The sequence below is a fragment of the Actinomycetospora endophytica genome (assembly GCF_021026375.1).
In the GTDB taxonomy this organism is placed as follows: Bacteria; Actinomycetota; Actinomycetes; order Mycobacteriales; family Pseudonocardiaceae; genus Actinomycetospora; species Actinomycetospora endophytica.
The window spans coordinates 162,958-185,973 of sequence record NZ_JAJNDB010000005.1 but is presented as its reverse complement, the minus strand read 5'-3'; the positions used below and the strand labels follow the sequence as shown (position 1 = coordinate 185,973).

The window sequence follows — 23,016 nt, the reverse complement described above, 5'->3', positions numbered from 1 at the left end:
TCCGGCGGCCGTTCGTCTCTGCAGTGCGCGCACACCCGGTTCAACGAGCCCGCCGTTCGCCGGGAATCGGCATCCGATGACCTGTTCACGGGCCGTGGTCACCACCTCACAGCACATCCACAGCCCGCCACCGCCCCGAACACACGGCGCGATCACGCCGGCCGGGCACGCTCGGCGTCGTGCAGATCCAGCGCCGGAGACGCAGCAGCGGGAGCCGTGGGACGGGGTCCGGACGGTGATGGGCTACCAGCGCGGCCTCTCCCTGCTCGAGGGCTGGCTGCCGTGGACGGTCCAGGCGGTGGTCCTGCTGCTGTTCCTGGTCGTGATCGTCCCGCTGGTGCCGCTGCCCGCGGCCTGGTCCCGACGACGGCGGCCGGTCCGGCGCCCGCTCGTGCGCCTCGGCGTCGTCGCGGTGCTCGGGCTGGCCGGGGCGCTCGCGGCGTACTGGGCGTTCCAGGGGAGCGGGCTCGCGTCGGACCCGGCCCCGTTCCTGCTGTGGGTGTGGGTCGGGCTGCTGGTGGCCTCGGTGGTCGCCGCCGTCGTCGTGTTCGGCCCGTCCCGCTGGTGGCGGCGGGTGCTCTCCGTGGTCGTCGTCCCGCTCACGGTCGTCTGCCTCGCGCTCGTGCTCAACCAGTGGGTGGGCTACGTGACGACGGTGCAGGAGGGCTGGGGCGAGGTGACCGCGGGCGCGCTGCCCGACCAGGTCGACCCGACCGCGCTGCCCTCGATGGTGGGCACCCCGCGCGCGACCGGCGCCGTCGTCACCGTCTCGATCCCGGACACCGCCAGCGGCTTCGCGCACCGCACCGAGGACGTCTGGCTGCCGCCCGCGTACTTCGCCGCGGGACCGCGCCCGACGCTGCCCGCGATCATGATGATCGGCGGCGAGTTCAACACCCCGGCCGACTGGATCCGCATCGGCAACGCCGTCCAGATCGCCGACCAGTACGCCGCCGCGCACCACGGGATGGCTCCGGTCCTGGTGTTCGCCGACGCCGGCGGCACCTTCAACAACGACACCGAGTGCGTGAACGGCCCGCGCGGCAACGCCGCGTCGCACCTCACCGGAGACGTCATCCCGTACGTCGAGCAGAACTACGGCGTCTCGAAGGACCCGCGGGCGTGGGGCGTCGTCGGGTGGTCGATGGGCGGTACCTGCGCGGTCGACCTCGCCGTCATGCACCCGGAGCTGATCGACTCGTTCGACGACATCGCGGGCGACGCCGGACCCGAGGTCGGGACGAAGCAGCAGACCATCGACCGGCTCTACGGCGGGAACGCGGCCGCGTGGGCGCAGTACGACCCCGCGACGGTGCTGACCACGCACGCCCCGTACGCGAACACCGCGGGCTGGTTCGACGACAGCTCCGACGCCGGCGGCGGGATGTTCGGCGGCCACCGTCCTCCGGGCGCCCCCGGTCGACCTCCGGGGCAGCGTCCGCCGGGCGGCTTCGGCGGCGGCGCGAACGGCGCCAACGCGGGCATCGGCGGCCGCGGCGGCGGGGGCGGGACCGGCCAGGAGCTGCCCGAGGCGCGGGCGCTGTGCTCGCAGGCCCAGACCCGTGCGATCGCCTGCGCGGTGAACACGCAGCCGGGCCGGCACTCGTGGCAGTTCGCGTCGACCGCGTTCTCCGACGTGCTGCCGTGGATGTCGGCGCGGGTGGAGGCGCCGGGGACACCCGCGAAGGCCTGACGTCAGTGCCGGGCGACCGCATCCCGCAGCGCGTCGACCATGCGGCCGCGGAAGGCGGTCATCGAGGGCGCGTCCGGGGCGACCGAGTCGGCGCCGTGGTACATCCCGGGCTCGACGTGCAGCGCGCAGGCCACGCCCGCGGTGCGCAGCCGCCGGGCGTAGGCGAGGTCCTCGTCGTGGAAGAGGTCCTGGTCGCCGACCCCGATCCACGCGGGCGGCAGGCCGGTGAGATCGGTGCGGCGGGCCGGCGCCGCGGCGGGCAGCACACCCTCGCTGCCGGCCGGGCCTCCGAGGTAGGCCGACCAGGCCCGGCGGTTCATCCTCGCCGTCCAGACGAACCGGCCGCGGCCGGCCTGGTCGGTGACCAGCGCCGTCCGGTCGTCGAGCATCGGGTACTCGAGCAGCTGGAAGCACACCGGGTGCCCGGCGTCGTGCGCCCGCTGCACCGTCGCCGCGGCGAGGCCGCCGCCCGCGCTCGCACCGCCGACCGCCACGCGGGACGGGTCGACGCCCAGCTCGTCGGTGTGGGTCTGCAGCCAGCGCAGGGCGGCGTAGCAGTCGTCGAGGTCGGCGGGGTACGGGTCCTCGGGCGCGAGGCGGTAGTCGACGCTCACCACCGGGACCCCGGCCTCCAGCACGAACCGGCTGCACAGGGCGTGGTCGATGCCCGGGTCGCCGACGAGGTGACCGCCGCCGTGGATCCACAGCAGCGCGCCGGAGGGAGACGGGCGCGACCCGGCGTCGTAGACGACCACGTCCACCGTCGTGCCCTCGGGGGAGGTGACCGTCCGGTGCCGGACCGCCACGCCGGGGCCGAGCGGGGTGTCGGCGCGCAGGAACCGCCGCATCAGCGGCAGCACGCCCAGCGGCACCCACGAGAAGGAGATCAGCAGCCGCGGGCCGCGCAGTTCGGGCGCGACGCGCGCGGCCGCCCGGCGGACGCTCAGGGCCTGGGCGCCGAGCGCGGTGACCAGGAGGCCGGTGAGCAGGAGCAGGAGTCGTTTGATCATCGAGCCCATCGTCAGACGATCTTGCCGGGGTTGAGGATGCCGTGCGGGTCGAGGGCGGCCTTGACGGCGCGCTGCATGGCGAGGACCTCCGGCGCCTGCTCGGCCTCGAGACCGTGGCGCTTGAGCAGCCCGACACCGTGCTCGCCGGTGACGGTGCCGCCGAGGTCGAGGGCGTCGGCGAGGATCTGCTCGAAGGCGGCCTGGGCGCGCTCGCGGGCGGGTTCGTCGCCGACCGGGGTGATCAGCAGCGGGTGCAGGTTGCCGTCGCCGGCGTGGGCGATGTTCGCGATCGTCGTCGAGAAGCGCTCCCCGGTGGCCTGGATGCGGGCCAGCATCTCCGGGACCGCGGCGCGGGGGACGCAGACGTCCTCGGTGAGCACCGGGCCGAGCCGCTCGAGCGCGGGGTAGGCCAGCCGGCGGGCCGCGAACAGCGCGTCGGCCTCCTCGGCGTCGGCGGCCTGCGCGGAGAACGCGGCGCCGGCCGCGTCGAAGTGGGCGAGCATCTGCTCGGCCTCGGCGATCCCGGCCGCGCCCGGGGCGTCGGAGCGCCCGAGCAGGATGACGTCCGCCTCGGCGGAGAGCCCCATGTTCTTCCAGGCGTCGACGGCCTCGAGGCAGGTGCGGTCGACCAGCTCCAGCGCGCTGGGCGTCATGCCGTCGGCGGTGATCGCGGCGACCGCGCGGCCGGCGTCGACGATGCTCGAGAAGTAGCCGGCCACGGTGTGCTCCGGCGCGCGGGCCGGCCGCAGCTTGACCGTGACCTCGGTGATCAGCCCGAGGGTGCCCTCGGAGCCGACCATGAGCCCGGCGAGGTCGAGCCCGGCGACGCCCTTGGCCGTCCGGCGCCCGAGGCGGACCAGCTCGCCGAGGCCGTTGACCACCTGCATCCCGAGCACGTAGTCGCGGGTGACGCCGTACTTCACGCAGCAGACGCCGCCGGCGTTGGTGGCGACGTTGCCGCCGATGGTCGACCAGGGGGAGCTCGCCGGATCGGGCGGATACCAGAGGCCCCGGGCGGCGCAGGCGGCGCGCAGGTCGTCGTTGACGACACCGGGCTCGACGACGGCGAGGCGCTCGGCCCCGTCGATCTCGTGGATGCGGGTCATCCGCTCGACCGACACGACGACGCTGCCGGTGATCGCGTTGGCGCCGCCGGACAGTCCGGTGCCCGCGCCGCGGGGGATCACCGGGACACCGTGGCGCAGGCACGCCTGGACGACGGCCTGGCACTGCGCGGTGTCGCTCGGCCGGACCACCGCCGCGGGCAGCTCCCAGGGCGCCCACTCGGCGTCGTCGTGGGCGTACGACGCCAGCACGTCCGGGTCGTCGATCACGCGGTCCGCGGGCAGGGCGGCGCGGAGGTCGGCGACGACGGGGGCCGGGGCGACGGCGGTCATGGGCTGGGGTCCCCCTGGGGTCGGTGAGCGTGCCGGTGATCTCACGGTAACGCCGCCGGAGGCCCTCGGGCCCTACCGTGGCGGCCGATGACGAAGGCGGCGAAGCGGTCCGGTCCCGGTTCCGGTCCTGGTTCCGGTCCGACGGTGACCCTCTGCCGTGGGTGCTGCTGCGGGACCGAGCGCAAGCACCCGGGGATCGACCACGCCGGACAGGTGGAGCGGCTGCGGGCCGGGACGGCGGACGCCGGGCGGGTGCGGCTGTCCGACTGCCTCGACGCGTGCGCGCAGTCGACGGTCGCGGTGGTGTCGCCGTCGGCGGCCGGACGGGCCGCGGGTGGGCGCCCGGTGTGGCTGCTCGGCGTGCTCGACCGCGACACCGAGGACGAGATCTCGGAGTGGGTCCGGGCCGGCGGCCCCGGGGTGGCCGATCCGCCCGGGATGCTCGATCTCCGGGTGTTCACCCCGGCGCGGCGGATCCGGGCGCAGCTGGACTGAGGTGTTCGGGGGCACACTCGGCGGCATGCAGCGTGTGGCGGTCCTGACCGAGCCGGACAACGTCGTCCTCGAACAGCGCGAGATTCCGGAGCCGGGCCCCGGTCAGGTGCAGGTCGCGGTCCGGGCGGTGAGCGTGTGCGGCTCCGACGTGCACTACTACGACCACGGGCGCATCGGCGGGTTCGTCATGCACGCCCCGCTGGTCCTGGGGCACGAGACCTCCGGGGTGGTGTCGGCCGTCGGGTCCGAGGTGACCACACCGGCCGTCGGGACCCGGGTCGCCGTCGAGCCGCAGACCGAGTGCGGGCGCTGCGCGCAGTGCCGGCAGGGGCGCTACCACCTCTGCCCGGACATCGCGTTCTTCGCGACCCCGCCGGTGGACGGGTCGTTCGCCGAGTACGTCGTCGTGCCCGCCCACCGCGCGCACCCGATCCCGGACTCGCTCTCCGACGAGGCCGCCGCGCTGGTCGAGCCGCTGTCCGTGGCGCTGCACGCCGCGACGAAGGCCGAGATCGGCCCGGGGACACGGGTGCTGGTCAGCGGGGCGGGGCCGGTCGGGCTGCTGTGCCTGCAGGTGGCGCTGGCCCGCGGGGCCGCATCGGTCGTCGTCACCGACGTGATGGCGCTGCGCCGGGAGGCCGCGGCCGAGTTCGGCGCGACGGCGACGGTGGACGGGAACGACCACGACACCGCGCTCGCGTCGGTCGGCGAGGTGCTCGGCCAGGCCGACGTGGTGCTCGAGTGCACCGGGGTCCAGCCGGCGATCGACCTGGCGGTGGCGGCGACGGCGCCCGCGGCGACGGTCGTCCTGGTGGGGACGGGCGCGTCGGTGACGCTGCCGCTCGACCTCGTGCAGGCGCGCGAGCTGGTCGTGAAGGGCACGTTCCGCTACGCCCACGTCTACCCGGCGGCGATCGCGCTGGCCGCTTCCGGGCGTATCCGGCTCGACGCGATGATCACGTCGCACCACCCGCTGGAGGACGCGGTCGGGGCGCTGCTCGCGGCGCGGCGTGACCCGCTGGCGCTCAAGGCCGTGGTGCACCCATAGGTGGCCTGCGGCCTTGTGAGCACAAATTGACGCCAGAGCGTCAATTTGTGCTCACAAGCGCGCAGCGCACCTCACGACGACCAGCGCACCGAGCGCGATCACGCCCAGCGCCACGAACAGCACGCTGTACGAGACCAGGCCCGCGAGCACCGCCAGCACAGCCGGGACGAGGAACCCGAGGTACGCCAGCGCGTAGAACACCGCGTTCAGCCCGGCGAGATGACGCGCCGGCGCGATGCGTGACACCTCGGCGAGCCCGCTGACCAGCGCGAAGCCGTAGCCGATCCCGAGCACCGTGGCCGAGACCACCGCGAGCACCACGCCCGGGACGGCGGCGGTGACCGCGGCCAGCAGCATCCCGGCCGCGGCGAACGCCTGCCCGAGCATCCCGCCGCGCGCGTCGGCCAGCCCGAGCCGCTTGGCCAGCGACTGCGCGCCCACCCCGGCGGCCAGCGTCACCGCCGTCATCACCGCCCCGAACGCGATCGCGTGCCCGGGGACGGCGCTCGACACCAGCGACGGCAGGACCGCGTAGGCCACCCCGGCACAGGTGAACACCCACGGCGCCACCGGCACGACGATCGTCATGAACTCGCGGTGCTCGCCGACCGGGATGCGCAGGTCGTCGACCAGGCGCCGCGTCGGGACCTGGTCGCGGTCGAGCGTCTCGACGGTGCGCAGCGCGGCGAGGCCGAGGGGGATCCCGACGACGACGTGGACGGCGTACGAGAGCACCTCCGGCCACGGCGCCCACTGGGCGAGCAGCCCGGCCGCGACCGGGCCGAGCAGGAACCCGAGGGTCAGCGACATGGCCGCGCGGGAGGCCCCGCCGGCGGACGCGCCGCGCAGCGAGGACAGCTCGCTGATCCACGTCGACCCGACCGCCATCGCGATGCCGAGCGCCAGCCCGGCCAGCACCCGGCCGACGAACAGCACCGGCACCACGTCGCCGCCGGCCGCCAGGACGACGCTGCCGGCGATCGCGATCGGGGGCGCGGCCAGCATCAGCGGCTTGCGCCCGAGGCGGTCGGAGAGCGGCCCGCCGACGAGCATGCCGGGCACGATCCCCAGCACGTAGGCGCCGAGCAGCACGTCCACGGTCGCCGTCGAGAACCCGCCGAGCTCGCGGTACATGACCATGAGCGGCGTGAACTGGTTGCCGCCCCAGGCGACGGTGAACAGGGCGAGCCCGACCGGCAGCCAGGCGGTCGAGCCCCGACGGGTCGCGGTGGACTGGTCCAGGGTCGCGGTCATCGGGTCCTTCCGTGGCGGTGGGTGTTGTCGAGATGGTCGGTCAGGGCGCGGGCGAAACCCTCGACGTCGCGGGCGGCGAGCAGGTCGCGCAGCGCCCGGTGCTCGTCGAGCACGGTGGTGGCGGCGGCACTGCGCCCGCGGACCGAGTCGGCGGTCATCCGCTGCTGGCGCTCGCGCAACGTGGCGTAGAAGCCGCCGAGCAGCGAGTTGCGCCCGGCGTCGGCGACGAGCTGGTGGAACTCCGCGTCCGCCCGGGCGAATCCGGGGAGGTCGGCCGCGTCGTGGGCGGCGGCCTGCCGGTCGATCGCCGCGCCGAGGGCGGACAGCAGCGCGGCGAGGTCGTCGGGACGGGTCACGACGTCGGCCGCGGCGTGCGCCTCGAGCAGCGCGCGGGCGTCCAGGACCTCGTCGATCTCGTGCGGCGCGACCGGGACCACGAGGGCGCCCCGCTTCGGGAACAGCCGCAGCCACCCCTCGACCTCGAGACGCAGGAACGCCTCGCGGACCGGGGTGCGGCTGACGCCCAGCGCGGCCGAGACCTCGCCCTCGCTGACCATCCGGCCGCCCTCGAGCTCGCCGGTCAGCACGCGGTCCTTCACGTGGCGGTACACGGCGTCCGCCGCTGAGACGCCACTGGTGTCGGACATAGATACAACACTAGGTGCCACTGCTTGTGAGCACAAATTGACGTCGGGGCGTCAATTTGTGCTCACAAGGCCGTAGGCCACCTATGTACGCGCCACCAGACCCGCCGCCTCGATGCCGGCGACGACCGCCTCCTCGTCGGCCAGCGACGCGTCCCCGGAGGCGCCCGCCGCGCCGATGACCTCGCCGTCGGCGTCGCACACGAACACCCCGCCGGGCACCGAGAACACCTTCCCGCCCGCCAGCGAGGCGACCGAGGTGAAGAACTCCGGCGAGTCGGAAGCGCGTGCGGCGATGGCCCGGCTGTCCATCATCAGCCCGATGACGCCGTGCGCCTTGGCGACCGCCACGTCCGGGCGCAGGAACCCCGAACCGTCCGCCCGGCCGAGCGCGACGAGGTGTCCGCCGGTGTCCAGGACGGCCACGGTGAGCGGCTTGTAGCCGGCCTCCCGGCCGTGGGAGAGGGCGGCGGCGACGATGGTGCTGGCGTGGTCGTAGGTCAGGGCGCTCATGGGCGGCTGCCTACCACGACCGCGCGCCGGGCGCGGGTCGTGGTCACACCGGGTGTCCGGGGCGATCCGGCGGAAGCGCTAACGTGGGCCCGCGGACCACGATCCCTGGGGGCGCCATGGACTCGACGATGCCGGCGGGGGGACCTCTGCCGACGCCGCCTTCGGGCATGCGCAGCTTGTCGGCCCGTGTCCTGGAGGGGCTCAGCGAGGCCGTTGTCGTCACCGGCGCGGAGCGCCCCGGTGGAACCCGGCAGATCGTGCACGCGATCAACCCGGCCGGGGAGCGGCTACTCCCGGGGCTGGCGGCGGGGGCGCCGGTCGAGCACGGCGGGCACGACGCGTTCACCGCGGTGGTCCGGGGCGGCGCCGAGGAGTTCGAGGCCGAGGTCGGTGGGCGCAGCCTGGTGGGCCGCGGGCAGCCGCTGGCCGACGACTCGCGCTCCGGCGACCTCCTGACCTGCTGGTACCTGCGCGACGTCACCGACGAGCGCCGCGGCTCGCGGTCGTTGCACCGTGCCCAGGCCCGCGCCCAGTTCCTCGCGGAGGCCGGGCGTGCGCTGCACGGCGTGCTCAACGTCGAGCGCACGCTGCGCACCGCGGCCACCCTCGCGGCCGGGACGCTCGCGCCGACGGTGCTCGTCCTGCTCGCGGACGCCTCGGAGACGGTGCGCTGGGTGCGCGGCGAGGAGGGCGCCCGGCCGGTCCCCGGAGAGATCGCCCGCGCCGACCTGCGCAGTGCGCCGCGGCTGTTCGAGGCGATGACCGGCGACTCCCCGGTGGACCCCTGGGCCGCCGTCGAGCTCGCCGACCTGCCCGTCTGGTCCGCGGGACCGCCGACCGGGCACGTCACCGTCGTCCCGGTCCCCGGCACCGTCGTGCGCGGCGCGCTGGTGCTGGTCACGGAGACGCCGCTGCCCCCCGACGTCGAGGACGGGCTGCCGCTGGCGCAGGAGTACGCGGTCCGGGTCGGCACCGCGCTCTCGGCCGCCGCGCTCTACCGCGAGCAGGCCCACCTCGGCGAGGTGCTGCAGGGGAGCCTCGAGCCGCCGCGGCTGCCGGAGGCGGTGGACGGGCTCGTCCTCGGCAGTGCCTACCGGCCGGCGCGCGAGAGCCTGCGCGTCGGCGGCGACTTCTACGAGGTGCTGCCGGTCACCCCGTCCGGCGAGACCCCGTTCCTGCTCGGCGACGTGTGCGGCAAGGGCATCGAGGCGGCGGTGCTGTCCGGACGGGTGCGGCAGTCGCTGCACGCCCTGCGCCTGGTGGAGCGCGACCCCGCCGCGCTGCTCGACCTGCTCAACGCCGCCCTGCTCGACGCGGCCGACCTCGACGCGGCCGGCGCCGCCCCGACGATGCCCCGGTTCGCGACGATGGTCCTCGGCGACGCCCGTCCGACGCCGGACGGATCGGTGCGGCTGCGCCTGGCGACCGGCGGCCACCCGCCGCCGTACGTGCTGCGCGCCGACGGCTCCGTCGTCGAGGTGCGGCTGAGCGGGACGCTCGTCGGGGCCCTGCGCGACGGCGAGTTCGGGGCCACCGAGGTGCTCCTGCGCCCCGGCGACACCTGCCTGCTCTACAGCGACGGCGTGACCGAGGCCCGCGGCGGGCCGGACGGCCGGGACTTCTACGGCGAGGAACGCCTCGAGGGTGCCCTCGCGAGCTGCGTCGGAGCCCCCGCCCAGGTGGTCTGCGAGCGGGTCCTGCAGCTGCTCTCGGCCTGGCTGGGCGGCCGGGACCACGACGACGTGGCCCTGCTCGCGCTCCAGGCCCCGCCCGCCGTGCCGAGGGGAGACCACGCGTGACCGCACCGGCCGATCCCGCCACCGCCGCCGACCTCGACGCCGTCCGCGACGACTACCTGGCCCGGTTGGAGGCCTCGGACGAGACCGGGGCGGTCGTCGTCGCCCTCGCCGCGATCGACGGCGGGCACGACCCCGAGGACGTGCTTCTCGACGTCGTGGCCGAGGCGCAGCGCGAGGTGGGCGAGCGCTGGGCGGCCGGCACGTGGACCGTTGTGCAGGAGCACGTCGCGACCCACATCTCCGAGCGGGTGGTGGCCGCGGTGAGCCGTCACCGGCCCGCGCCCGCCCCGACCGGCGTCGGGCGCATCGCGGTGGCGTGTCTCGACGGCGAGTGGCACGGCCTGCCCGCCCGCCTGCTCGCCGAGGTGCTGGCGCACCACGGCTGGGAGGTGACCTTCCTCGGGTCCAGCGTCCCGGCCACCCAGGTCGCGGTGCACCTGAACACGGCGGGGCCCGACGTCGTCGCCGTGTCGAGCTCGCTGCCCTCCCGGCTGCCCGCGGCGCGGCGCCTGGTCGAGGCATGCCGCGCGAGCGGGACCCCGATCCTCGCGGGCGGTCCGGCGTTCGGCCCGGACGGTCGCTGGGCCCGGGCGGTGGGGGCCGACGGGTGGGCGCCCGACGCGCGGGCGGCCGCGGACCTGCTCGCCGGCCAGGCACTGGTCGGCGACGACGCGGCGGTCACCGTCGACGACGCCTCGCGCGAGGAGCAGGCCTACCTGCACGCCCGGCGCGGCGAGCTCATCGGGGATCTCGCCGAACGACTGCGGGGGGCGGACCCCTCCGAGGAGCTCACCGACGACCTCGGGCACCTCGTGGACTTCCTCGCGGCCGCGGTCTACGTCGCGGACCCGGCCCTGCTCGCCCGGTTCGTGCGCTGGATCTCCTCACTCACCGTGCCGCACGGGCTCACCCCCGCCGAGGCCGGGCGCGCCCTCGACGAGCTCGCGTCCCGGCTGGGCGACTCACCGCGCACCGTCGCCCTGCTGCGCTCGGAGGCCGTGCGGGCGGCGTGTGCCGAGGTCGGTGCGGAGGGGTCCGCGTGAGCGCCGGGGTCGAGCACGACGCGCTGGACTTCACCGTCCGCGTCGACGAGCAGCCGGGGGCGGCGGTCGTCGTCGTGGTCACCGGCGATCTCGACTACAGCCACTTCCGCGAGCTCGAGGCCGTGATCGACCACCGGCTGAGCTCGGCGGACGGGCCGGTGGACCTCGTCGTCGACATGGCGTCGGTGCCCTACTGCGACTCCTGCGGGATGCGGGTCCTGCTCGGCGCCTCGCAACGGGTGACCGCGGCGGGTGGGGCGTTCCACCTGCGCGGCGTGCACGGCCAGCCGAGCCGGGCACTGCGGCTGACCGGACTGGACCGGGTGCTGCGCGAGGCGTGACGGGGCCCGGGGTCGCTGGACTCCCGCTCGCCCGGGGTGATCTAGTCGGGTCATGACGACGTCCGTGGCCGGTTCCTCCGCAGCGGCCCTGCCCGAGCACCTCGAGTCCCTGGCCGTCTCCCGCGAGACCCCGACCGCCCACGTGGCCGAGGTGTCGATGACGGCCCGCGCGATGGCGCCCGCGTTCTTCGCCGAGCTGCCCGCCGTCATGCGGGCCCTCGACGCCGACCCCGAGGTCCGCGCGATCGTCGTCACCGGCGCCGAGGGCCGCTTCTCCTACGGGCTGGACCTGCGGGCGGCGACCGAGTCGCTGGGCAGCGTGCTCACCGACCCCACGGCCGGCGCGCGCGAGGAGTTCCTGCGCCACGTCCGCGACCTGCAGGCCGCGATCACCGCGGTCGCCGACTGCCGCACGCCGATCGTGGCGGCGATCCAGGGCTGGTGCATCGGCGGCGGGGTCGACCTCGCGACGGCCTGTGACGTCCGGCTCGCCGGCGCGGACGCGGTGTTCTCGGTGCGCGAGGTGCGGATGGCGATGGTCGCCGACCTCGGGTCGCTGCAGCGGCTCGTCGGGATCATCGGCGACGGGGCGCTGCGCGAGCTGGCGCTCACCGGCGCCGACGTCGACGCCGCGCACGCCGAGCGGATCGGCCTCGTCAACCGGGTGCTCGACGACGAGGAGGCGCTGCGGGCCGCGGCGTTCGAGCTCGCGGGCGCGATGGCGAAGAACTCCCCGCTCGTCACCCGCGGCATCAAGGACGTCCTCGACGCCGAGCGGGGTCCCCGGGTCGAGGCGGGCCTGCGCTACGTGGCCGCGTGGAACGCCGCGTTCCTGCCCAGCGCCGACCTCGCCGAGGCGTTCACCGCGTTCGGCGAGCGCCGGGAGCCGCACTTCACCGGGCGCTGAGGGTCGCCCTTCCCGGACGAGCGCCGGCCCCCCATACCGGACGAACGGCACGTTGGTCACCTATGAAGGTGACCAGAGTGCCGTTCGTGCGTTCCCGGGGCCGGCAGCTGGGCGCTCAGACCGGCAGCTCGGCGGGGCGGCGCGGTCGCTCGCCGAGGAGCCGCTCGAGGTCGTCCTCGACGCCGGCGTCGCTGCGGCGTTCCAACCACCGCCTGCCCGTCGCGGTCGCCGCGATCATCCAGGATTCGACGACGTTGCGCGCGATCTCCGGCAGGACCGTCCACGGGACGAGGACCGGCTGGCCCAGGTCGCGGCAGCCCTGCGCGCCGAGGAACACGCGCAGGTGCGAGAGCAGCCGTCGTCGGGCCCACCACCCGCGCAGCGGCCCGCCGCGTTCGGCATGGCTGCGCCGGGTTCCTTCGACGAGGGCCGTGGTCAGCGCGGCACCGGCCGGCGTGGGGCCGCTCTGCGCGAGGAGCAGGTGGTGGTCGAAGGCGTGCTGGGAGCGCTCGTCGGCGAACAGCCAGTCCTCGTCGACCCCCATCAGCCACCCGACGTAGCGCCACAGGTGCATCACCGCGCGGGAGTCCGCGGCCGGGATGTGGCGGCCCAGGACCCGCACGCCGAGCATCGCGGTGGCGCTGAACAGCGCGAGCGTGCCGGCGAGATCACTGCGGTTGACCGGGAGGCCCAGCGCGGCGCTGTCCCAGTCGTCGCGGCGGGAGAAGCGGTCGTCGACCAGCGCGTGCATCGCCCGGACGTGCGCGGTGACCCGGAACCCCTCGCCGTCGCGGGCCATCCCCCCGGGACGGGAGACCGCGTGGCCCCACGAGGTGGTCTCGCCGAGGCGGCGCATCGCGGTGGAGCCCGTCAGCCCGCCGGTGGCGACGAGCAGGTCGGCCGGGCCGGCGTAGCGGTAGCCGCCGATGAGCGAGAGCGCGAGCAGGACATCGTCGCGGCTGCGACCCATCCGGCGGTACGCGCGGGCGCCGCGCTCGAGCAGGTCGTGGTCGAGCCAGTCCGGCTCCCGCTCCAGGGCCTCGACGAAGCGGCGCAACGCCGGGGGATCGTCGTCGTCGGCGCCCTCGGCGATCGCGCGGTGCAGCGCCGTCGTCGTGACCCGCGGGGTGGCGTCGCGGCGCATCGCGGCCGCGAGGTCGGCCCCGATCTCGTCGCGGGCGAGCATCCGCCGGCCGATCTCGTCGACGAGGGCCTCGTCGGTGCGCCGGACCCGGCCGAGGTAGGCGAGTGGCCGGGCGATCGCCGCGTTGCGCTCGGGCGCGCCGCGGAAGCGCGTCGGGAACTCGGGGAGCGTCGGTGTCACCGTCTCTGCCACCATGAAGAGAACGCTGACACGAGTTCTGACTCGGGTTCAACTCGCGTTTCGACCCCACTCCCGGGAGGTGTCCGGTGGCTGTCGACGAGCCCCGTGCGATGCGGCGCCGCCCGAGCCAGGAGCGATCCCGCGCCACCGTCGAACGCATCCTCGACGCGGGCCGATCCGTCCTGCTCGAGCGGGGTTTCGAGGGGGCGAGCACGAATCGGATCGCGGCTGCCGCCGGAGTGGGTCCGGGGACGCTCTACCAGTACTTTCCGGACAAGGAGGCGATCCTCGAGCGGGTCGTCGAGAGTGCCGTCGACGACCTCGAAGCTCGCATCACACGCGCATTCCTGGGCAGCCTGCGCGCCGGCGACGACGCCGTCCGGCACCACCTCGAGGCCCTCCTCGACGCGCTCTCCGCCGAGGCCGACCTGGTGCGGGTGCTGGCGCAGGAACAACCCCGGACGATCGGGCGGCGTCGGGTGGGGTTCGCGCGGCGCATCGACGCGCTCGTCGCGGGGGCGCTGATCGCCGAGCACCAGGACGCGTCCGGGGTGGACGCGGTGGCCTGGATGCTGGTGCGGACCGTCGAGCACGTGACGATCTCCTGGGTGCTCGAGCAGCCCGACGTGCCCCGGGAGGCGATCGTCGACGAGCTCACCGCGATGGTCGGCGGGTACCTGCGCTCACGGTTCGGCTGACGCCTCGTGCGTGCCCTATCGGCGTGCTGTGTTGCTGTCGTGCTCAGACACGGAAACGCACGCACGTGGCCGTCTAGGCCGAAGCCGCCCAGAACTCCGTCGCGATCTCCAGCCAGCGCTCGGCGGCGTCCACGTGCGGGCCGTGGCCGGAGCCGGCGAACACCTCGGTCCGCACCCGTCCGCCGGCCTGCTCGTAGCGGCCCAGCACGGTGCGGATCTGGGTGATCATCGGCTGCGGCGGGAAGACGTCGACCCCGGGCCAGCCCGGCACCATGCCCGCCTGGCCGAGCATGCCCAGCTCCAGGTAGGACCCGTCCGCGACGACGAGGTCCTGTTCTCCGTGCGTCCAGAGCACCGGTGGCTTCGGGTCGATCTCGGGCAGCCAGGCCCAGGAGCAGTACTTCGGCGAGAGGGCGTTGAGCAGGCCGTGGGTGCCGGGGGCGGCGCCGGGCCAGTTCTTCGAGGTCGTCGAGTCGCCCGGGTAGCCGTCCTCGGCGATGTGGGTCAGCAGGATCTCGTCGAGCAGCAGCTCCTCCCGCTCGGGCGGCAGCCGGAAGCTCGGTGACCAGTAGGTGCCGTTCATGACGTTGCGCGGCGAGACCGGCTCGTCGGTGGAGCGGTCGCCGACGCGCAGCAGTTCGACGAAGTGGGGGTTGGCCACGCCCGCGCCGGTGCCCGCGTGGTCGTCGAAGCAGGGTGTGCCGTCCGCGAAGGTGCCGCCGAAGCCGTACGGCGACACCGGGTCGAGGAAGGTCAGGCTCGCGACGGGGACCTGCCGCGCGACCAGCGCGATCGCCGCACCCGCCGTCGACCACCCGACGAGGTGCGGACGCTCGACGCCGAGGGTCTGCAGGTAGGAGACGAGGTCGTCCGCCCAGTCGCCGAGGCCGCGGGTGGCGTCGATGGGGACGCGCTCGGACCGGCCGAAGCCGCGCATGTCCGGGGCGAGGTAGCAGAACCGCTCGCTCGCGGGGCTCATCAGGTGCTCGAAGAACCGGCCGGTGGAGAGGTTCCCGTGCAGGAGCACGACCGGCTCGCCGTCGGCGGGGCCGGACTCGAGGTGGTGGATGCGGATCCGCGCGTCGACGGTGGCGGCGGTGACGCCCGGCAGCAGCTCGGTCATGCCCGAAACGCTAGTTCGCGCGGCCGCGCTCGTGCGTGTGTTTCCGTGCCAGGGCACGGAAACACACGCACATGGCGTCAGCCCAACGGCGCCCGGGCCAGGATCCCGTCGACGTCGACCCCGCGCGGCAGGGTGCCGAACGCCGCGCCGTGCTCCCCGGCCACGCGGGACCCGACGAACGCGTCCGCCACGGCTGTCGGGGCGTGGCGCACCAGCAGCGAGCCCTGCAGCACGACGGCCATCCGCTCGGCCAGCCACCGGGCGCGCTCCTCGGCGGGGTCGCGCAGCTCGTCGAGGATCGACTTCCAGGCGGCGTCGAGCCGGTGGTCGGCGCCGGACGCGGCCTCGACCTCGGCCCGGTACGCCTCGACGGCCGCCGACTCCCGGCTCAGCACCCGCAGCAGGTCCAGCGCGTTGACGTTGCCCGAGCCCTCCCAGATCGAGTTCAGCGGCGACTCCCGGAAGAGTCGCGGCATGCCGGACTCCTCGACGAACCCGTTGCCGCCGAGGCACTCCAGCGCCTCGCCGACCACCGCCGTCTGCCGCTTGCAGATCCAGTACTTCCCGAGAGTGACCCCGATGCGGCGGAAGGCGGCCTCGTGGGGATCGTGCGGCGCACGGTCCTGAGCCCCCGCCAGCCGCACCGCGAGCGTCACCGCGGCCTCGGACTCGACGGTGAGGTCGGCGAGCACCCCGCGCATGAGCGGCTTGTCGATCAGCGCCGAGCCGAACGCGCGCCGGTGGGTCGCGTGCCAGGTCGCCCGCCGCACCGCGTCGCGCATGCCCGCCGCCGAGCCGAGCGCGTTGTCCAGGCGCGTGCACGCGACCATCTCGATGATCGTCCGCACCCCGCGGCCCTCGTCGCCGACGCGGAAGCCGATCGTGCCGTCGAACTCGGGCTCGGACGAGGCGTTGGAGCGGTTGCCGAGCTTGTCCTTCAGCCGCTGGATCGCGAACGGGTTGCGGGAACCGTCGGGCAGGATCCGCGGGACCAGGAAGCAGGTGACGCCCTGGGCGGTCTGCGCGAGCACCAGGAACACGTCGCACATCGGCGCCGAGGTGAACCACTTGTGCCCGGTGAGCGTGTAGCTGCCGTCGGCGTTGGCGACGGCGCTCGTGGTGTTCGTCCGGACGTCCGAGCCGCCCTGCTTCTCGGTCATCCCCATCCCGGCCAGCAGGCCGGGTTTCGACGCCGGGTCGGCGAGGCCGGGCTGATAGACGGTCGACACCAGCCCGGGTCCGTACTGCGCGAGCAGCTCGGGGGAGGCCCGGAGCGCCGGCACGACGGCGTGGCTCATCGACACCGGGCAGCCGTGACCCGCCTCGGCCTGCGACCAGACGAGGAACCCCGCGGCCCGGGCGACGTGCTGCCCCGGCCGCGGCGGGGAACCGAGCCCGTCCGCGCCGGCCCACACCGCGCCGGCGAACCCGCGCGAGACGGCCTCGCCGAGCAGGGCGTGGTAGCCGGGGTCGTAGTCCACCTCGTCGACCCGGTGGCCGACGCGGTCGAACGCGCGCAGCCGCGGCTCGTTGCGGTGGGCCGCGTCGGCCCACTCGCGGACCTGCGCCGATCCGGCGCGACGGCCGGTGTCGTGCAGCGCGTCCAGCGACCACCCCGCGCCCTCGCGCGCCACGGCCTCGAGCAGCGGCGGGTCGGCCGCGAGGTCGGTGTCGACGAGGTCGGGCACCTGGTTGGTGACGGCGTGGGTGGAGGGCATGACCCGATCCCACCACGTCGGGCTACTCACCGGTAGGTGGGCTCCGCGCTCGTGAGCACAAATCGTCGCTACAGCGTCAATTACTGCTCACGAGGCCGAAGGCCACCTACAGGATCTCCAGTGCCCGCTTGCGGTCCGGTGGCGGGAACGTGGCGTCGAGCGTGGCGTGGTCGTCCTCGGTCAGGTGCAGGTCGAGCGCGCCGCGGTTCTCGGCGACCCGGGCGGGCGTCGCCGTCTTCGGGATCGCCGCGACCCCCGGGTGCCCGAGCACCCACGCGATCGCGACCTGCGCCGGCGTGGCCCCGTGCCGGTCGGCGACGTCGCGCAGCGCGGGTTCGTCGAGCAGCCGCCCCTGCTCGACGGGGGAGTAGGCCATGAGCGGCAGCCGGTGGTCCCGGGCCCAGGGGAGGAGGTCCCACTCCGGCCCCCGACGGGTGAGGTTGTAGAGGACCTGGTCGGTCGCGACCCCGGTCCCCGCGGGGACGTCGACCAGCTCGTCGAGCTCGTCGGCGTCCAGATTGCTGACGCCCCAGGCGCGGATCTTCCCGTCGGCGCGCAGCTCCTCGAACGCCGCGACGGTCTCGGCCAGCGGATGGCGGCCGCGCCAGTGCAGCAGGTAGAGATCGATCCGGTCGGTGCGCAGCCGCCGCAGGGCCCGCTCGCACGCGGCGTGGGTGCCGCGTCGGTCGGCGTCGCCGGGGAGCACCTTGTCGACGACGAAGGCCTCGTCACGGCGGCCGTCCAGCGCCTCCCCGACGAGGTCCTCGGCGCCTCCGTCGGCGTACATCTCGGCGGTGTCGACCAGCGTCAGCCCCTCGTCGAGGGCCGCGCGCAGCGACGCGATCTCGTCGTCGCGTCGGGCCGGCTGTTCGGCGTAGCCCCAGGTCCCGACGCCGAGCGCGGGGATCGGGGTGCCGTCGGGGAGGGAGATCGTCGGGACGTCCACGACGCCCGGGTGCCCTGGCAGGCTGCGGTCGACCCACCCAGGTGCGCTCCGCGCCTGTGAGCACAAACTGACGTCATAGCGTCAATTACTGCTCACGAGCCCGGAGGGCACCTATCGATGCACGACGACGACGCCGGCGGTTCCCCCGAGATCCTCAGCGCCAAGCAGGAGCTGCGCGAACGGATCTGGGCGACGCTCTCCGAGCGCAAGCACGCCCGCTTCCCCGGCGCGCGCAACCGCATCCCGAACGTCACCGGCGCGGAGGCGGCGGCCGACCGGCTCCGCGAGACCGAGGTCTGGCAGCGCGCCCGCACCCTGAAGTGCAACCCCGACTCCGCGCAGTGGCCGGTCCGCCAGCGGGCGCTACAGGACGGCAAGACCGTCTACATGGCCGTGCCGCGCCTGGCCGAGGAGAACCCGTTCTTCCTCCTCGACCCCGACGACCTCGGCGGGCGCACCCCACGCCAGGCGTCGTCGATCAAGGGTGCGTCCGCCGCGGGCCGCACCGTCGCCGTCGCGGACCTGGAGACGGTGGACCTCGTCGTCGCCGGCTGCGTCGCCGTGAGCCCCGACGGTTCCCGGCTGGGCAAGGGCGGTGGGTTCTCCGACCTGGAGTTCGCGATCGCGTACGGCGCCGGGCTGGTCGCGGCCGACACCCCGGTGGTGACGACGGTGCACGAGGACCAGGTCGTGGCCGACGGCGAGATCCCCACCGTCGACCACGACGTCCACCTGGACCTGATCATCACCCCCGAGCGGACGATCAGCTGCACCCGGGCGCCGCGCCACCCGGCCGCCATCACCTGGGACGAGCTCACCGAGGAGAAGATCGCGGCGATCCCGCTCCTCGGCACGCTGCGGCCCTGATCAGGTGGTGAGCACCCAGAACACCGCCGCCGCGAACGCCAGGAACATCAGCGGGACGACGGTGCCGAGCACGTCCGTCCGCGGTCCGCGGGACGCGGGCTCGAGCCAGAAGCCCAGCGCCCGCGTCACCACCGGCATCACGACCCAGGTCAGCACGCTCACCGACAGCACGTTGCCGACCAGCAGGCTCGCCCACAGCGGCGCCGCGGGCCACAGCGCCGAGAGCGCCAGGGTCAGCAGCACGACGGTCGGATAGAGCCCGACCAGCACCGACAGCGCGGTCTTCCACGACGGCGGGCCGGCGTCCGGCCCCGCGTCCGGGCCGGCGAACCAGCTGCCGAACGACGGGCCGACCCGCTGGATCCGGAAGTCGCGGAAGCGCTCGCCGTCGTCGAGCACCCGTCGTCGTTCCGCCGAGGCGAGCCATGCCTCCAGCGCCGGCCCGCCGGCGAACCGCGTCACCGCCACCCATTCCTCCTGCACCCCCGGCACGGGCCGCAGCAGTTCGGAGCCGACGTGGCCGGGCGCGCCGCGCTCGGCCTCGGTCATCCGCTGCTGCCACTCGAGGAACGCGGCCTCGTCCTGCGGGGGCACCGCGTGGGCGACGACGACGGCGACGACGTCGTCGGTGGTCGGTCCGACGGGGGCGGGACCGACCGCGGAGTTGCTGCTCACCGGGCTCAGTACGCGTAGCGCTCGGGCGAGGCGACGTACTCCTCGTAGAGCGCGGCGCCGAGGTCGGGGCGGAGCTGTTCGATCTTGACCCGGCGCTCCGGGAGCGGGCGGGCGAAGTCCTCGTACTGGAACTGGTCGTCGAACCCGACGCCGCGGGTGGCGTCGAGGTCGTTGGCGAAGTAGATCGCGTCGACGCGGGCCCAGTAGAGGGCGCCCATGCACATCGGGCAGGGGATCCCGCTGGTGTAGACCTCGGTGCCCATGAACATCCGGGCGCGGGCCTCGACGACGTCGGGGGAGCCCTCCGGCCGCGGGACGAGCGCGAGGTGGCCGTCGGGGCGCTGCTCCGGCGCGATCGTGGGCGCGTTCGGGTTCAGGACCGTCGACGCCTTGCGCAGCATCTCGACCTCGGCGTGCGCAGTGACGTCGCCGGTGAGCAGCACGCGGTTCTGGCCGCGCGCGATGATCTCGCCGTCGCGGACGAGCACGGCGCCGAACGGCCCGCCCCAGCCCTTGCGCACGGTCTCGCTCGCGAGCCGGCAGGCCTCGGCCATCAGTTCGTCGTGAGTCATTCCTCGACCTCTCTTCGCGCCGGCGGGCGCGCCAGGGAACGGACCGTGGTCCGTGGGATGGGGGAGAAACCGGCGGCGCGAGCGGCGGTCCGACGGTGACGCCGGCAACGCTAGGCCGATCAAACCAAGAGATCTAGCCCGAATGGAGTAGCAACGCGATCACGGAATGCGAGCCTCCGCCGCGTCGACATGTCGTCGACATCGAAGATCGCGGACCCTTGCCGCCCACCGGTGATCCCGGGCACGGTGAGGCCCAGGTCACCCACTCGACGGCGAGGAGACAGACCATGACGGACGCACCCTCGATGGCGGAACTGCTCGGGGCGGACACCCCGAAGAACTGGGGCAAGTGGGGACCGGACGACCAGATCGGGTCGCTGAACTACCTCGACGCGGCGCAGGTGCTGCGTGGCGTCGCGAGCGTCAAGGACGGCCAGGTGTTCACGCTGCAGTGCCCGATGGGCCTGCCGCACGGCGACCCGGTGTTCCCCGGCCGCGAGGGCATCCAGCGCGAGATGGTCTGGGACCAGGACGCCTTCGCCCCCGGAGGCAACGGCCCGGCGTTCCCCGGCGGCCTCCGGGCCTCGGACGACAAGGCGACGATGTTCCTGCAGGGCTCGTCGCAGTACGACGCCCTCGGCCACGCCTGGTACGACGACCGGATCTGGAACGACGTCGACGCCGCGTCCACCAACGGCGGCGGGATGAGCTGGGCGTCGATCATGCCGATCGCCGAGCGCGGCGTCGTCGGGCACGGCGTGCTGATCGACATGGCCCGCCACCGGGGCAAGCAGTGGCTGGAGAAGGGCGAGACCTTCACCCACCGCGACCTCGAGGAGGCGGCCGCCGCGCAGGGCGTCACGATCGGGAACCGGGACGTGCTGCTGATCCGCACCGGCTGGCTGAAGTTCTTCTACGCGGTGCCCAAAGAGGAGTTCTACGACGGCTTCGTCGAGCCCGGCCTCACGTACTCCCGCGAACTGGTCGAGTGGTTCCAGGACAAGGAGATCCCGAACCTGGTCACCGACACGATCGCCAACGAGGTCACCCACGACCCGGAGAGCGGCGTGACGCTGCCGCTGCACGCGTCGCTGCTGCGCAACCTCGGCGTGAGCCTCGCCGAGATCATCTGGCTCGACGACCTCGCCGACGCGTGCGCCGCCGACGGCCGCTGGGACTTCCTCTACACCGCGGCCCCGCTGAAGATCCACGAGGCGACCGGCGCCCCGGTGAACCCGGTGGTGATCCGCTGATGGGCGGCGGCTACGCGCAGCGGCCCTGGCTGGCGCGCTACCGGGAGGACTACCCGGCCGACATCACCCCCGAGTTCCCGAGCATGCTCGCGCTCTTCGAGGCCTCGCTGGCGCGCGCGCCGCAGACCGAGATCGTCCGGTACTTCGACGGCGTGCTGACCCTGGCCGAGCTCGACCAGCTCTCCGACGCGTTCGCGGTGGCCCTGACCGACCGCAGGTTCGCCCCCGGCGACCGGCTCGCGACCTACCTCCAGAACATCCCGCAGGCGGTCGTCGCCGTCATCGGGACCTGGAAGGCCGGCGGCATCGTCGTCTCGATCAACCCGATGAGCCGCCAGCGGGAGCTGACCACGCTGCTCACCGACTGCGAGGCGACCGCGATCGTGTCCCAGGAGGATCTCTGGGACCAGGTCGCGGCGGAGGTCGTCCCGAACACGTCCGTGCGGATCGCGTGGACGACGTCGCCACTGGAGTTCCAGACCCGTCAGGACGACCGCCTGTTCAAGGGCATGGAGCGGAGCCGCCCGGACGGGACCGAGGACCTCTCCGAGGTGCTCGCCGCGACCCGCGGGCGGGAGCCGACCGCCGTCGAGCTCGGACCTGACGACGTGGCCTTCCTCGGCTACACGTCGGGGACCACCGGCCCGCCCAAGGGCGCGATGAACACCCACCGCAACGTGGTCTTCAACGCCCAGACCTACCGCGACTGGATCCAGCTCACCCCGCAGGACTCGATCCTCGGTGTCGCACCGTTGTTCCACATCACCGGCGTCGTCGGGCACCTCGCGATCGCGCTGCTGCTGCCGGCGCCGCTGGTGCTGGCCTACCGGTTCGAGCCGGCCGTCATGCTCGACGCGATCCGCGAGCACCGGCCGACGTTCTCCATCGGCTCGATCACGGTGTTCATCGCGCTGATGAACGCCGAGGGCGCGCAGCGCGAGGACATGAGCTCGATGGTCAAGCTGTACTCGGGCGGGGCGCCGATCCCGCCGAGCACCGTCAAGGCCTTCTCCGACCAGTTCGGGCACTACATCCACAACTTCTACGGGCTGACCGAGACCAACTCGCCGTCGCACGGCGTCCCGCTCGGCGGCGACGCCCCCGTCGACGAGGCCTCGGGAGCCCTCTCGGTCGGGGTGCCGGTGTTCAGCACGGTGGTGTCGATCGTGCGTGACGACGGGTCCGAGGCCGACGTCGGTGAGGTCGGGGAGATCGTCACGCGGGGCCCTCAGGTCGTGCCCGGCTACTGGAACAAGCCCGAGGAGACCGAGAACGCGCTGCGCGACGCCGAGGGGAAGGTCGCGCTCAAGACCGGCGACGTCGGGTACATGGACGCCGATGGCTGGTTCTACGTCGTCGACCGCAAGAAGGACCAGATCAACGCCGGCGGCTACAAGGTCTGGCCGCGGGAGGTCGAGGACGTCCTCTACGAGCACCCCGGGGTGCGGGAGGCAGCCGTCGTCGGGGTCCCTGACGAGTACCGCGGCGAGACCGTGAAGGCGTTCGTCTCGGTGCGGGCCGGGTCGTCGGTGACGCCCGACGAGCTCATCGCGTTCTGCAAGGAGCGGATGTCGGCCTACAAGTACCCGCGCCAGGTGGAACTGCTCGAGGAGATCCCGAAAACGGTCACCGGGAAGCTGCTGCGCCGGGAGCTCCGGGGCCGCTGAGTTGCTCCCGCCCGGGGGCGGCGCCCACT

22 protein-coding genes are annotated in these 23,016 nt (G+C 74.2%); 11 read left to right on the top strand and 11 right to left on the bottom strand.

The features are described 5' to 3' along the window. Positions 1–238: 238 nt before the first annotated feature. Positions 239–1,693, top strand: a complete 1,455-nt coding sequence (locus LQ327_RS21870; protein ID WP_230738239.1) for an alpha/beta hydrolase — start codon at positions 239–241, stop codon at positions 1,691–1,693. Between the two features lie 2 nt (positions 1,694–1,695). Here the strand turns inward: LQ327_RS21870 and LQ327_RS21865 are convergent, their stop codons facing one another. Both LQ327_RS21865 and LQ327_RS21860 read right to left on the bottom strand, forming a co-directional pair. Then, entirely contained in the window at positions 1,696–2,703 is a 1,008-nt protein-coding gene (locus tag LQ327_RS21865) for an alpha/beta hydrolase (RefSeq protein ID WP_230737881.1), read from the bottom strand. An 11-nt stretch (positions 2,704–2,714) separates the two neighbouring features. Continuing rightward, a complete protein-coding gene (locus LQ327_RS21860; protein ID WP_230737880.1) occupies positions 2,715–4,100 on the bottom strand; it encodes an FAD-binding oxidoreductase in 1,386 nt (461 codons plus the stop codon). 87 nt (positions 4,101–4,187) lie between these two features. Here LQ327_RS21860 and LQ327_RS21855 point away from each other — a divergent pair, with 87 nt between their 5' ends. Both LQ327_RS21855 and LQ327_RS21850 read left to right on the top strand, forming a co-directional pair. Continuing rightward, the gene (locus tag LQ327_RS21855; RefSeq protein ID WP_230737879.1) at positions 4,188–4,595 is read left to right on the top strand and encodes a hypothetical protein; all 408 of its coding nucleotides are present in this window, start codon (positions 4,188–4,190) and stop codon (positions 4,593–4,595) included. Between the two features lie 25 nt (positions 4,596–4,620). Continuing rightward, positions 4,621–5,643 (top strand): NAD(P)-dependent alcohol dehydrogenase, encoded by a 1,023-nt coding sequence (locus LQ327_RS21850; protein WP_230737878.1) that lies wholly within the window; start codon positions 4,621–4,623, stop codon positions 5,641–5,643. A gap of 51 nt (positions 5,644–5,694) precedes the next feature. Here LQ327_RS21850 and LQ327_RS21845 read toward each other — a convergent pair whose 3' ends face one another. The 3 genes from LQ327_RS21845 to LQ327_RS21835 all read right to left on the bottom strand — a co-directional run bounded on the left by LQ327_RS21845 (position 5,695) and on the right by LQ327_RS21835 (position 8,054). Next, positions 5,695–6,897 carry an MFS transporter gene (locus tag LQ327_RS21845; RefSeq protein ID WP_230737877.1) on the bottom strand — a complete coding sequence of 401 codons (1,203 nt, stop codon included), beginning with the start codon at positions 6,895–6,897 and terminating at the stop codon, positions 5,695–5,697. Beyond that, complete coding sequence (locus tag LQ327_RS21840; protein ID WP_230737876.1) at positions 6,894–7,544, bottom strand: GntR family transcriptional regulator; 651 nt, start codon at positions 7,542–7,544, stop codon at positions 6,894–6,896. Before LQ327_RS21840 ends, LQ327_RS21845 begins: the two co-directional genes overlap by 4 nt. Before the next feature lie 81 nt (positions 7,545–7,625). Further along, the gene (locus LQ327_RS21835) at positions 7,626–8,054 is read right to left on the bottom strand and encodes a GlcG/HbpS family heme-binding protein (protein ID WP_230737875.1); all 429 of its coding nucleotides are present in this window, start codon (positions 8,052–8,054) and stop codon (positions 7,626–7,628) included. A 167-nt stretch (positions 8,055–8,221) separates the two neighbouring features. On the opposite strand from LQ327_RS21835, the gene LQ327_RS21830 reads away from it, so the two are divergent. Genes LQ327_RS21830 through LQ327_RS21815 form a run of 4 tightly spaced genes read left to right on the top strand, consistent with a single transcriptional unit; the run spans position 8,222 to position 12,144 of the window. After that, positions 8,222–9,853 (top strand): PP2C family protein-serine/threonine phosphatase, encoded by a 1,632-nt coding sequence (locus LQ327_RS21830; protein WP_230737874.1) that lies wholly within the window; start codon positions 8,222–8,224, stop codon positions 9,851–9,853. After that, a complete protein-coding gene (locus LQ327_RS21825; protein WP_230737873.1) occupies positions 9,850–10,896 on the top strand; it encodes a cobalamin B12-binding domain-containing protein in 1,047 nt (348 codons plus the stop codon). The genes LQ327_RS21830 and LQ327_RS21825 overlap by 4 nt, the downstream gene beginning before the upstream one ends. Further along, complete coding sequence (locus tag LQ327_RS21820) at positions 10,893–11,237, top strand: STAS domain-containing protein (protein WP_230737872.1); 345 nt, start codon at positions 10,893–10,895, stop codon at positions 11,235–11,237. Before LQ327_RS21825 ends, LQ327_RS21820 begins: the two co-directional genes overlap by 4 nt. Positions 11,238–11,289: 52 nt before the next feature. Beyond that, entirely contained in the window at positions 11,290–12,144 is an 855-nt protein-coding gene (locus tag LQ327_RS21815; protein ID WP_230737871.1) for a crotonase/enoyl-CoA hydratase family protein, read from the top strand. Between the two features lie 115 nt (positions 12,145–12,259). On the opposite strand, the gene LQ327_RS21810 is transcribed toward LQ327_RS21815, so the two are convergent. Then, positions 12,260–13,483 (bottom strand): oxygenase MpaB family protein, encoded by a 1,224-nt coding sequence (locus LQ327_RS21810; protein WP_230737870.1) that lies wholly within the window; start codon positions 13,481–13,483, stop codon positions 12,260–12,262. Between the two features lie 71 nt (positions 13,484–13,554). Between LQ327_RS21810 and LQ327_RS21805 the strand changes: the two genes are divergently transcribed. Beyond that, positions 13,555–14,166: a TetR/AcrR family transcriptional regulator gene (locus tag LQ327_RS21805; protein WP_230737869.1), complete on the top strand. Its 612-nt coding sequence runs from the start codon at positions 13,555–13,557 to the stop codon at positions 14,164–14,166. 73 nt (positions 14,167–14,239) lie between these two features. Here LQ327_RS21805 and LQ327_RS21800 read toward each other — a convergent pair whose 3' ends face one another. The 3 genes from LQ327_RS21800 to LQ327_RS21790 all read right to left on the bottom strand — a co-directional run bounded on the left by LQ327_RS21800 (position 14,240) and on the right by LQ327_RS21790 (position 17,953). Then, the gene (locus LQ327_RS21800) at positions 14,240–15,289 is read right to left on the bottom strand and encodes an alpha/beta fold hydrolase (protein WP_230737868.1); all 1,050 of its coding nucleotides are present in this window, start codon (positions 15,287–15,289) and stop codon (positions 14,240–14,242) included. Between the two features lie 77 nt (positions 15,290–15,366). Continuing rightward, positions 15,367–17,007 carry an acyl-CoA dehydrogenase family protein gene (locus tag LQ327_RS21795; protein ID WP_230737867.1) on the bottom strand — a complete coding sequence of 547 codons (1,641 nt, stop codon included), beginning with the start codon at positions 17,005–17,007 and terminating at the stop codon, positions 15,367–15,369. A 106-nt stretch (positions 17,008–17,113) separates the two neighbouring features. After that, positions 17,114–17,953, bottom strand: coding sequence for an aldo/keto reductase (locus tag LQ327_RS21790; RefSeq protein WP_230737866.1), 840 nt, complete (start codon positions 17,951–17,953; stop codon positions 17,114–17,116). A 117-nt stretch (positions 17,954–18,070) separates the two neighbouring features. Between LQ327_RS21790 and LQ327_RS21785 the strand changes: the two genes are divergently transcribed. After that, positions 18,071–18,820 (top strand): 5-formyltetrahydrofolate cyclo-ligase, encoded by a 750-nt coding sequence (locus LQ327_RS21785; RefSeq protein ID WP_230737865.1) that lies wholly within the window; start codon positions 18,071–18,073, stop codon positions 18,818–18,820. Here LQ327_RS21785 and LQ327_RS21780 read toward each other — a convergent pair whose 3' ends face one another. Together LQ327_RS21780 and LQ327_RS21775 are read right to left on the bottom strand one after the other, a co-directional pair. Next, the gene (locus LQ327_RS21780) at positions 18,821–19,495 is read right to left on the bottom strand and encodes an antibiotic biosynthesis monooxygenase (RefSeq protein WP_230737864.1); all 675 of its coding nucleotides are present in this window, start codon (positions 19,493–19,495) and stop codon (positions 18,821–18,823) included. It lies immediately after the preceding gene. A 5-nt stretch (positions 19,496–19,500) separates the two neighbouring features. Beyond that, the gene (locus LQ327_RS21775; RefSeq protein ID WP_230737863.1) at positions 19,501–20,067 is read right to left on the bottom strand and encodes a nucleoside deaminase; all 567 of its coding nucleotides are present in this window, start codon (positions 20,065–20,067) and stop codon (positions 19,501–19,503) included. 287 nt (positions 20,068–20,354) lie between these two features. Here LQ327_RS21775 and LQ327_RS21770 point away from each other — a divergent pair, with 287 nt between their 5' ends. Further along, positions 20,355–21,320 carry a cyclase family protein gene (locus LQ327_RS21770; RefSeq protein ID WP_230737862.1) on the top strand — a complete coding sequence of 322 codons (966 nt, stop codon included), beginning with the start codon at positions 20,355–20,357 and terminating at the stop codon, positions 21,318–21,320. Beyond that, the gene (locus tag LQ327_RS21765; protein ID WP_230737861.1) at positions 21,320–22,987 is read left to right on the top strand and encodes a class I adenylate-forming enzyme family protein; all 1,668 of its coding nucleotides are present in this window, start codon (positions 21,320–21,322) and stop codon (positions 22,985–22,987) included. Before LQ327_RS21770 ends, LQ327_RS21765 begins: the two co-directional genes overlap by 1 nt. Positions 22,988–23,016 lie beyond the last annotated feature (29 nt).

What these genes read in the sequence shown, in the direction of transcription:
- LQ327_RS21870 (WP_230738239.1), top strand. Translation starts at nt 239, where the DNA reads ATGGGCTACCAGCGCGGCCTCTCCCTGCTCGAGGGCTGGCTGCCGTGG.
- LQ327_RS21865 (WP_230737881.1), bottom strand. Translation starts at nt 2,703, where the DNA reads ATGATCAAACGACTCCTGCTCCTGCTCACCGGCCTCCTGGTCACCGCG.
- LQ327_RS21860 (WP_230737880.1), bottom strand. Translation starts at nt 4,100, where the DNA reads ATGACCGCCGTCGCCCCGGCCCCCGTCGTCGCCGACCTCCGCGCCGCC.
- LQ327_RS21855 (WP_230737879.1), top strand. Translation starts at nt 4,188, where the DNA reads ATGACGAAGGCGGCGAAGCGGTCCGGTCCCGGTTCCGGTCCTGGTTCC.
- LQ327_RS21850 (WP_230737878.1), top strand. Translation starts at nt 4,621, where the DNA reads ATGCAGCGTGTGGCGGTCCTGACCGAGCCGGACAACGTCGTCCTCGAA.
- LQ327_RS21845 (WP_230737877.1), bottom strand. Translation starts at nt 6,897, where the DNA reads ATGACCGCGACCCTGGACCAGTCCACCGCGACCCGTCGGGGCTCGACC.
- LQ327_RS21840 (WP_230737876.1), bottom strand. Translation starts at nt 7,544, where the DNA reads ATGTCCGACACCAGTGGCGTCTCAGCGGCGGACGCCGTGTACCGCCAC.
- LQ327_RS21835 (WP_230737875.1), bottom strand. Translation starts at nt 8,054, where the DNA reads ATGAGCGCCCTGACCTACGACCACGCCAGCACCATCGTCGCCGCCGCC.
- LQ327_RS21830 (WP_230737874.1), top strand. Translation starts at nt 8,222, where the DNA reads ATGCGCAGCTTGTCGGCCCGTGTCCTGGAGGGGCTCAGCGAGGCCGTT.
- LQ327_RS21815 (WP_230737871.1), top strand. Translation starts at nt 11,290, where the DNA reads ATGACGACGTCCGTGGCCGGTTCCTCCGCAGCGGCCCTGCCCGAGCAC.
- LQ327_RS21810 (WP_230737870.1), bottom strand. Translation starts at nt 13,483, where the DNA reads ATGGTGGCAGAGACGGTGACACCGACGCTCCCCGAGTTCCCGACGCGC.
- LQ327_RS21800 (WP_230737868.1), bottom strand. Translation starts at nt 15,289, where the DNA reads ATGACCGAGCTGCTGCCGGGCGTCACCGCCGCCACCGTCGACGCGCGG.
- LQ327_RS21795 (WP_230737867.1), bottom strand. Translation starts at nt 17,007, where the DNA reads ATGCCCTCCACCCACGCCGTCACCAACCAGGTGCCCGACCTCGTCGAC.
- LQ327_RS21785 (WP_230737865.1), top strand. Translation starts at nt 18,071, where the DNA reads ATGCACGACGACGACGCCGGCGGTTCCCCCGAGATCCTCAGCGCCAAG.
- LQ327_RS21775 (WP_230737863.1), bottom strand. Translation starts at nt 20,067, where the DNA reads ATGACTCACGACGAACTGATGGCCGAGGCCTGCCGGCTCGCGAGCGAG.
- LQ327_RS21770 (WP_230737862.1), top strand. Translation starts at nt 20,355, where the DNA reads ATGACGGACGCACCCTCGATGGCGGAACTGCTCGGGGCGGACACCCCG.
- LQ327_RS21765 (WP_230737861.1), top strand. Translation starts at nt 21,320, where the DNA reads ATGGGCGGCGGCTACGCGCAGCGGCCCTGGCTGGCGCGCTACCGGGAG.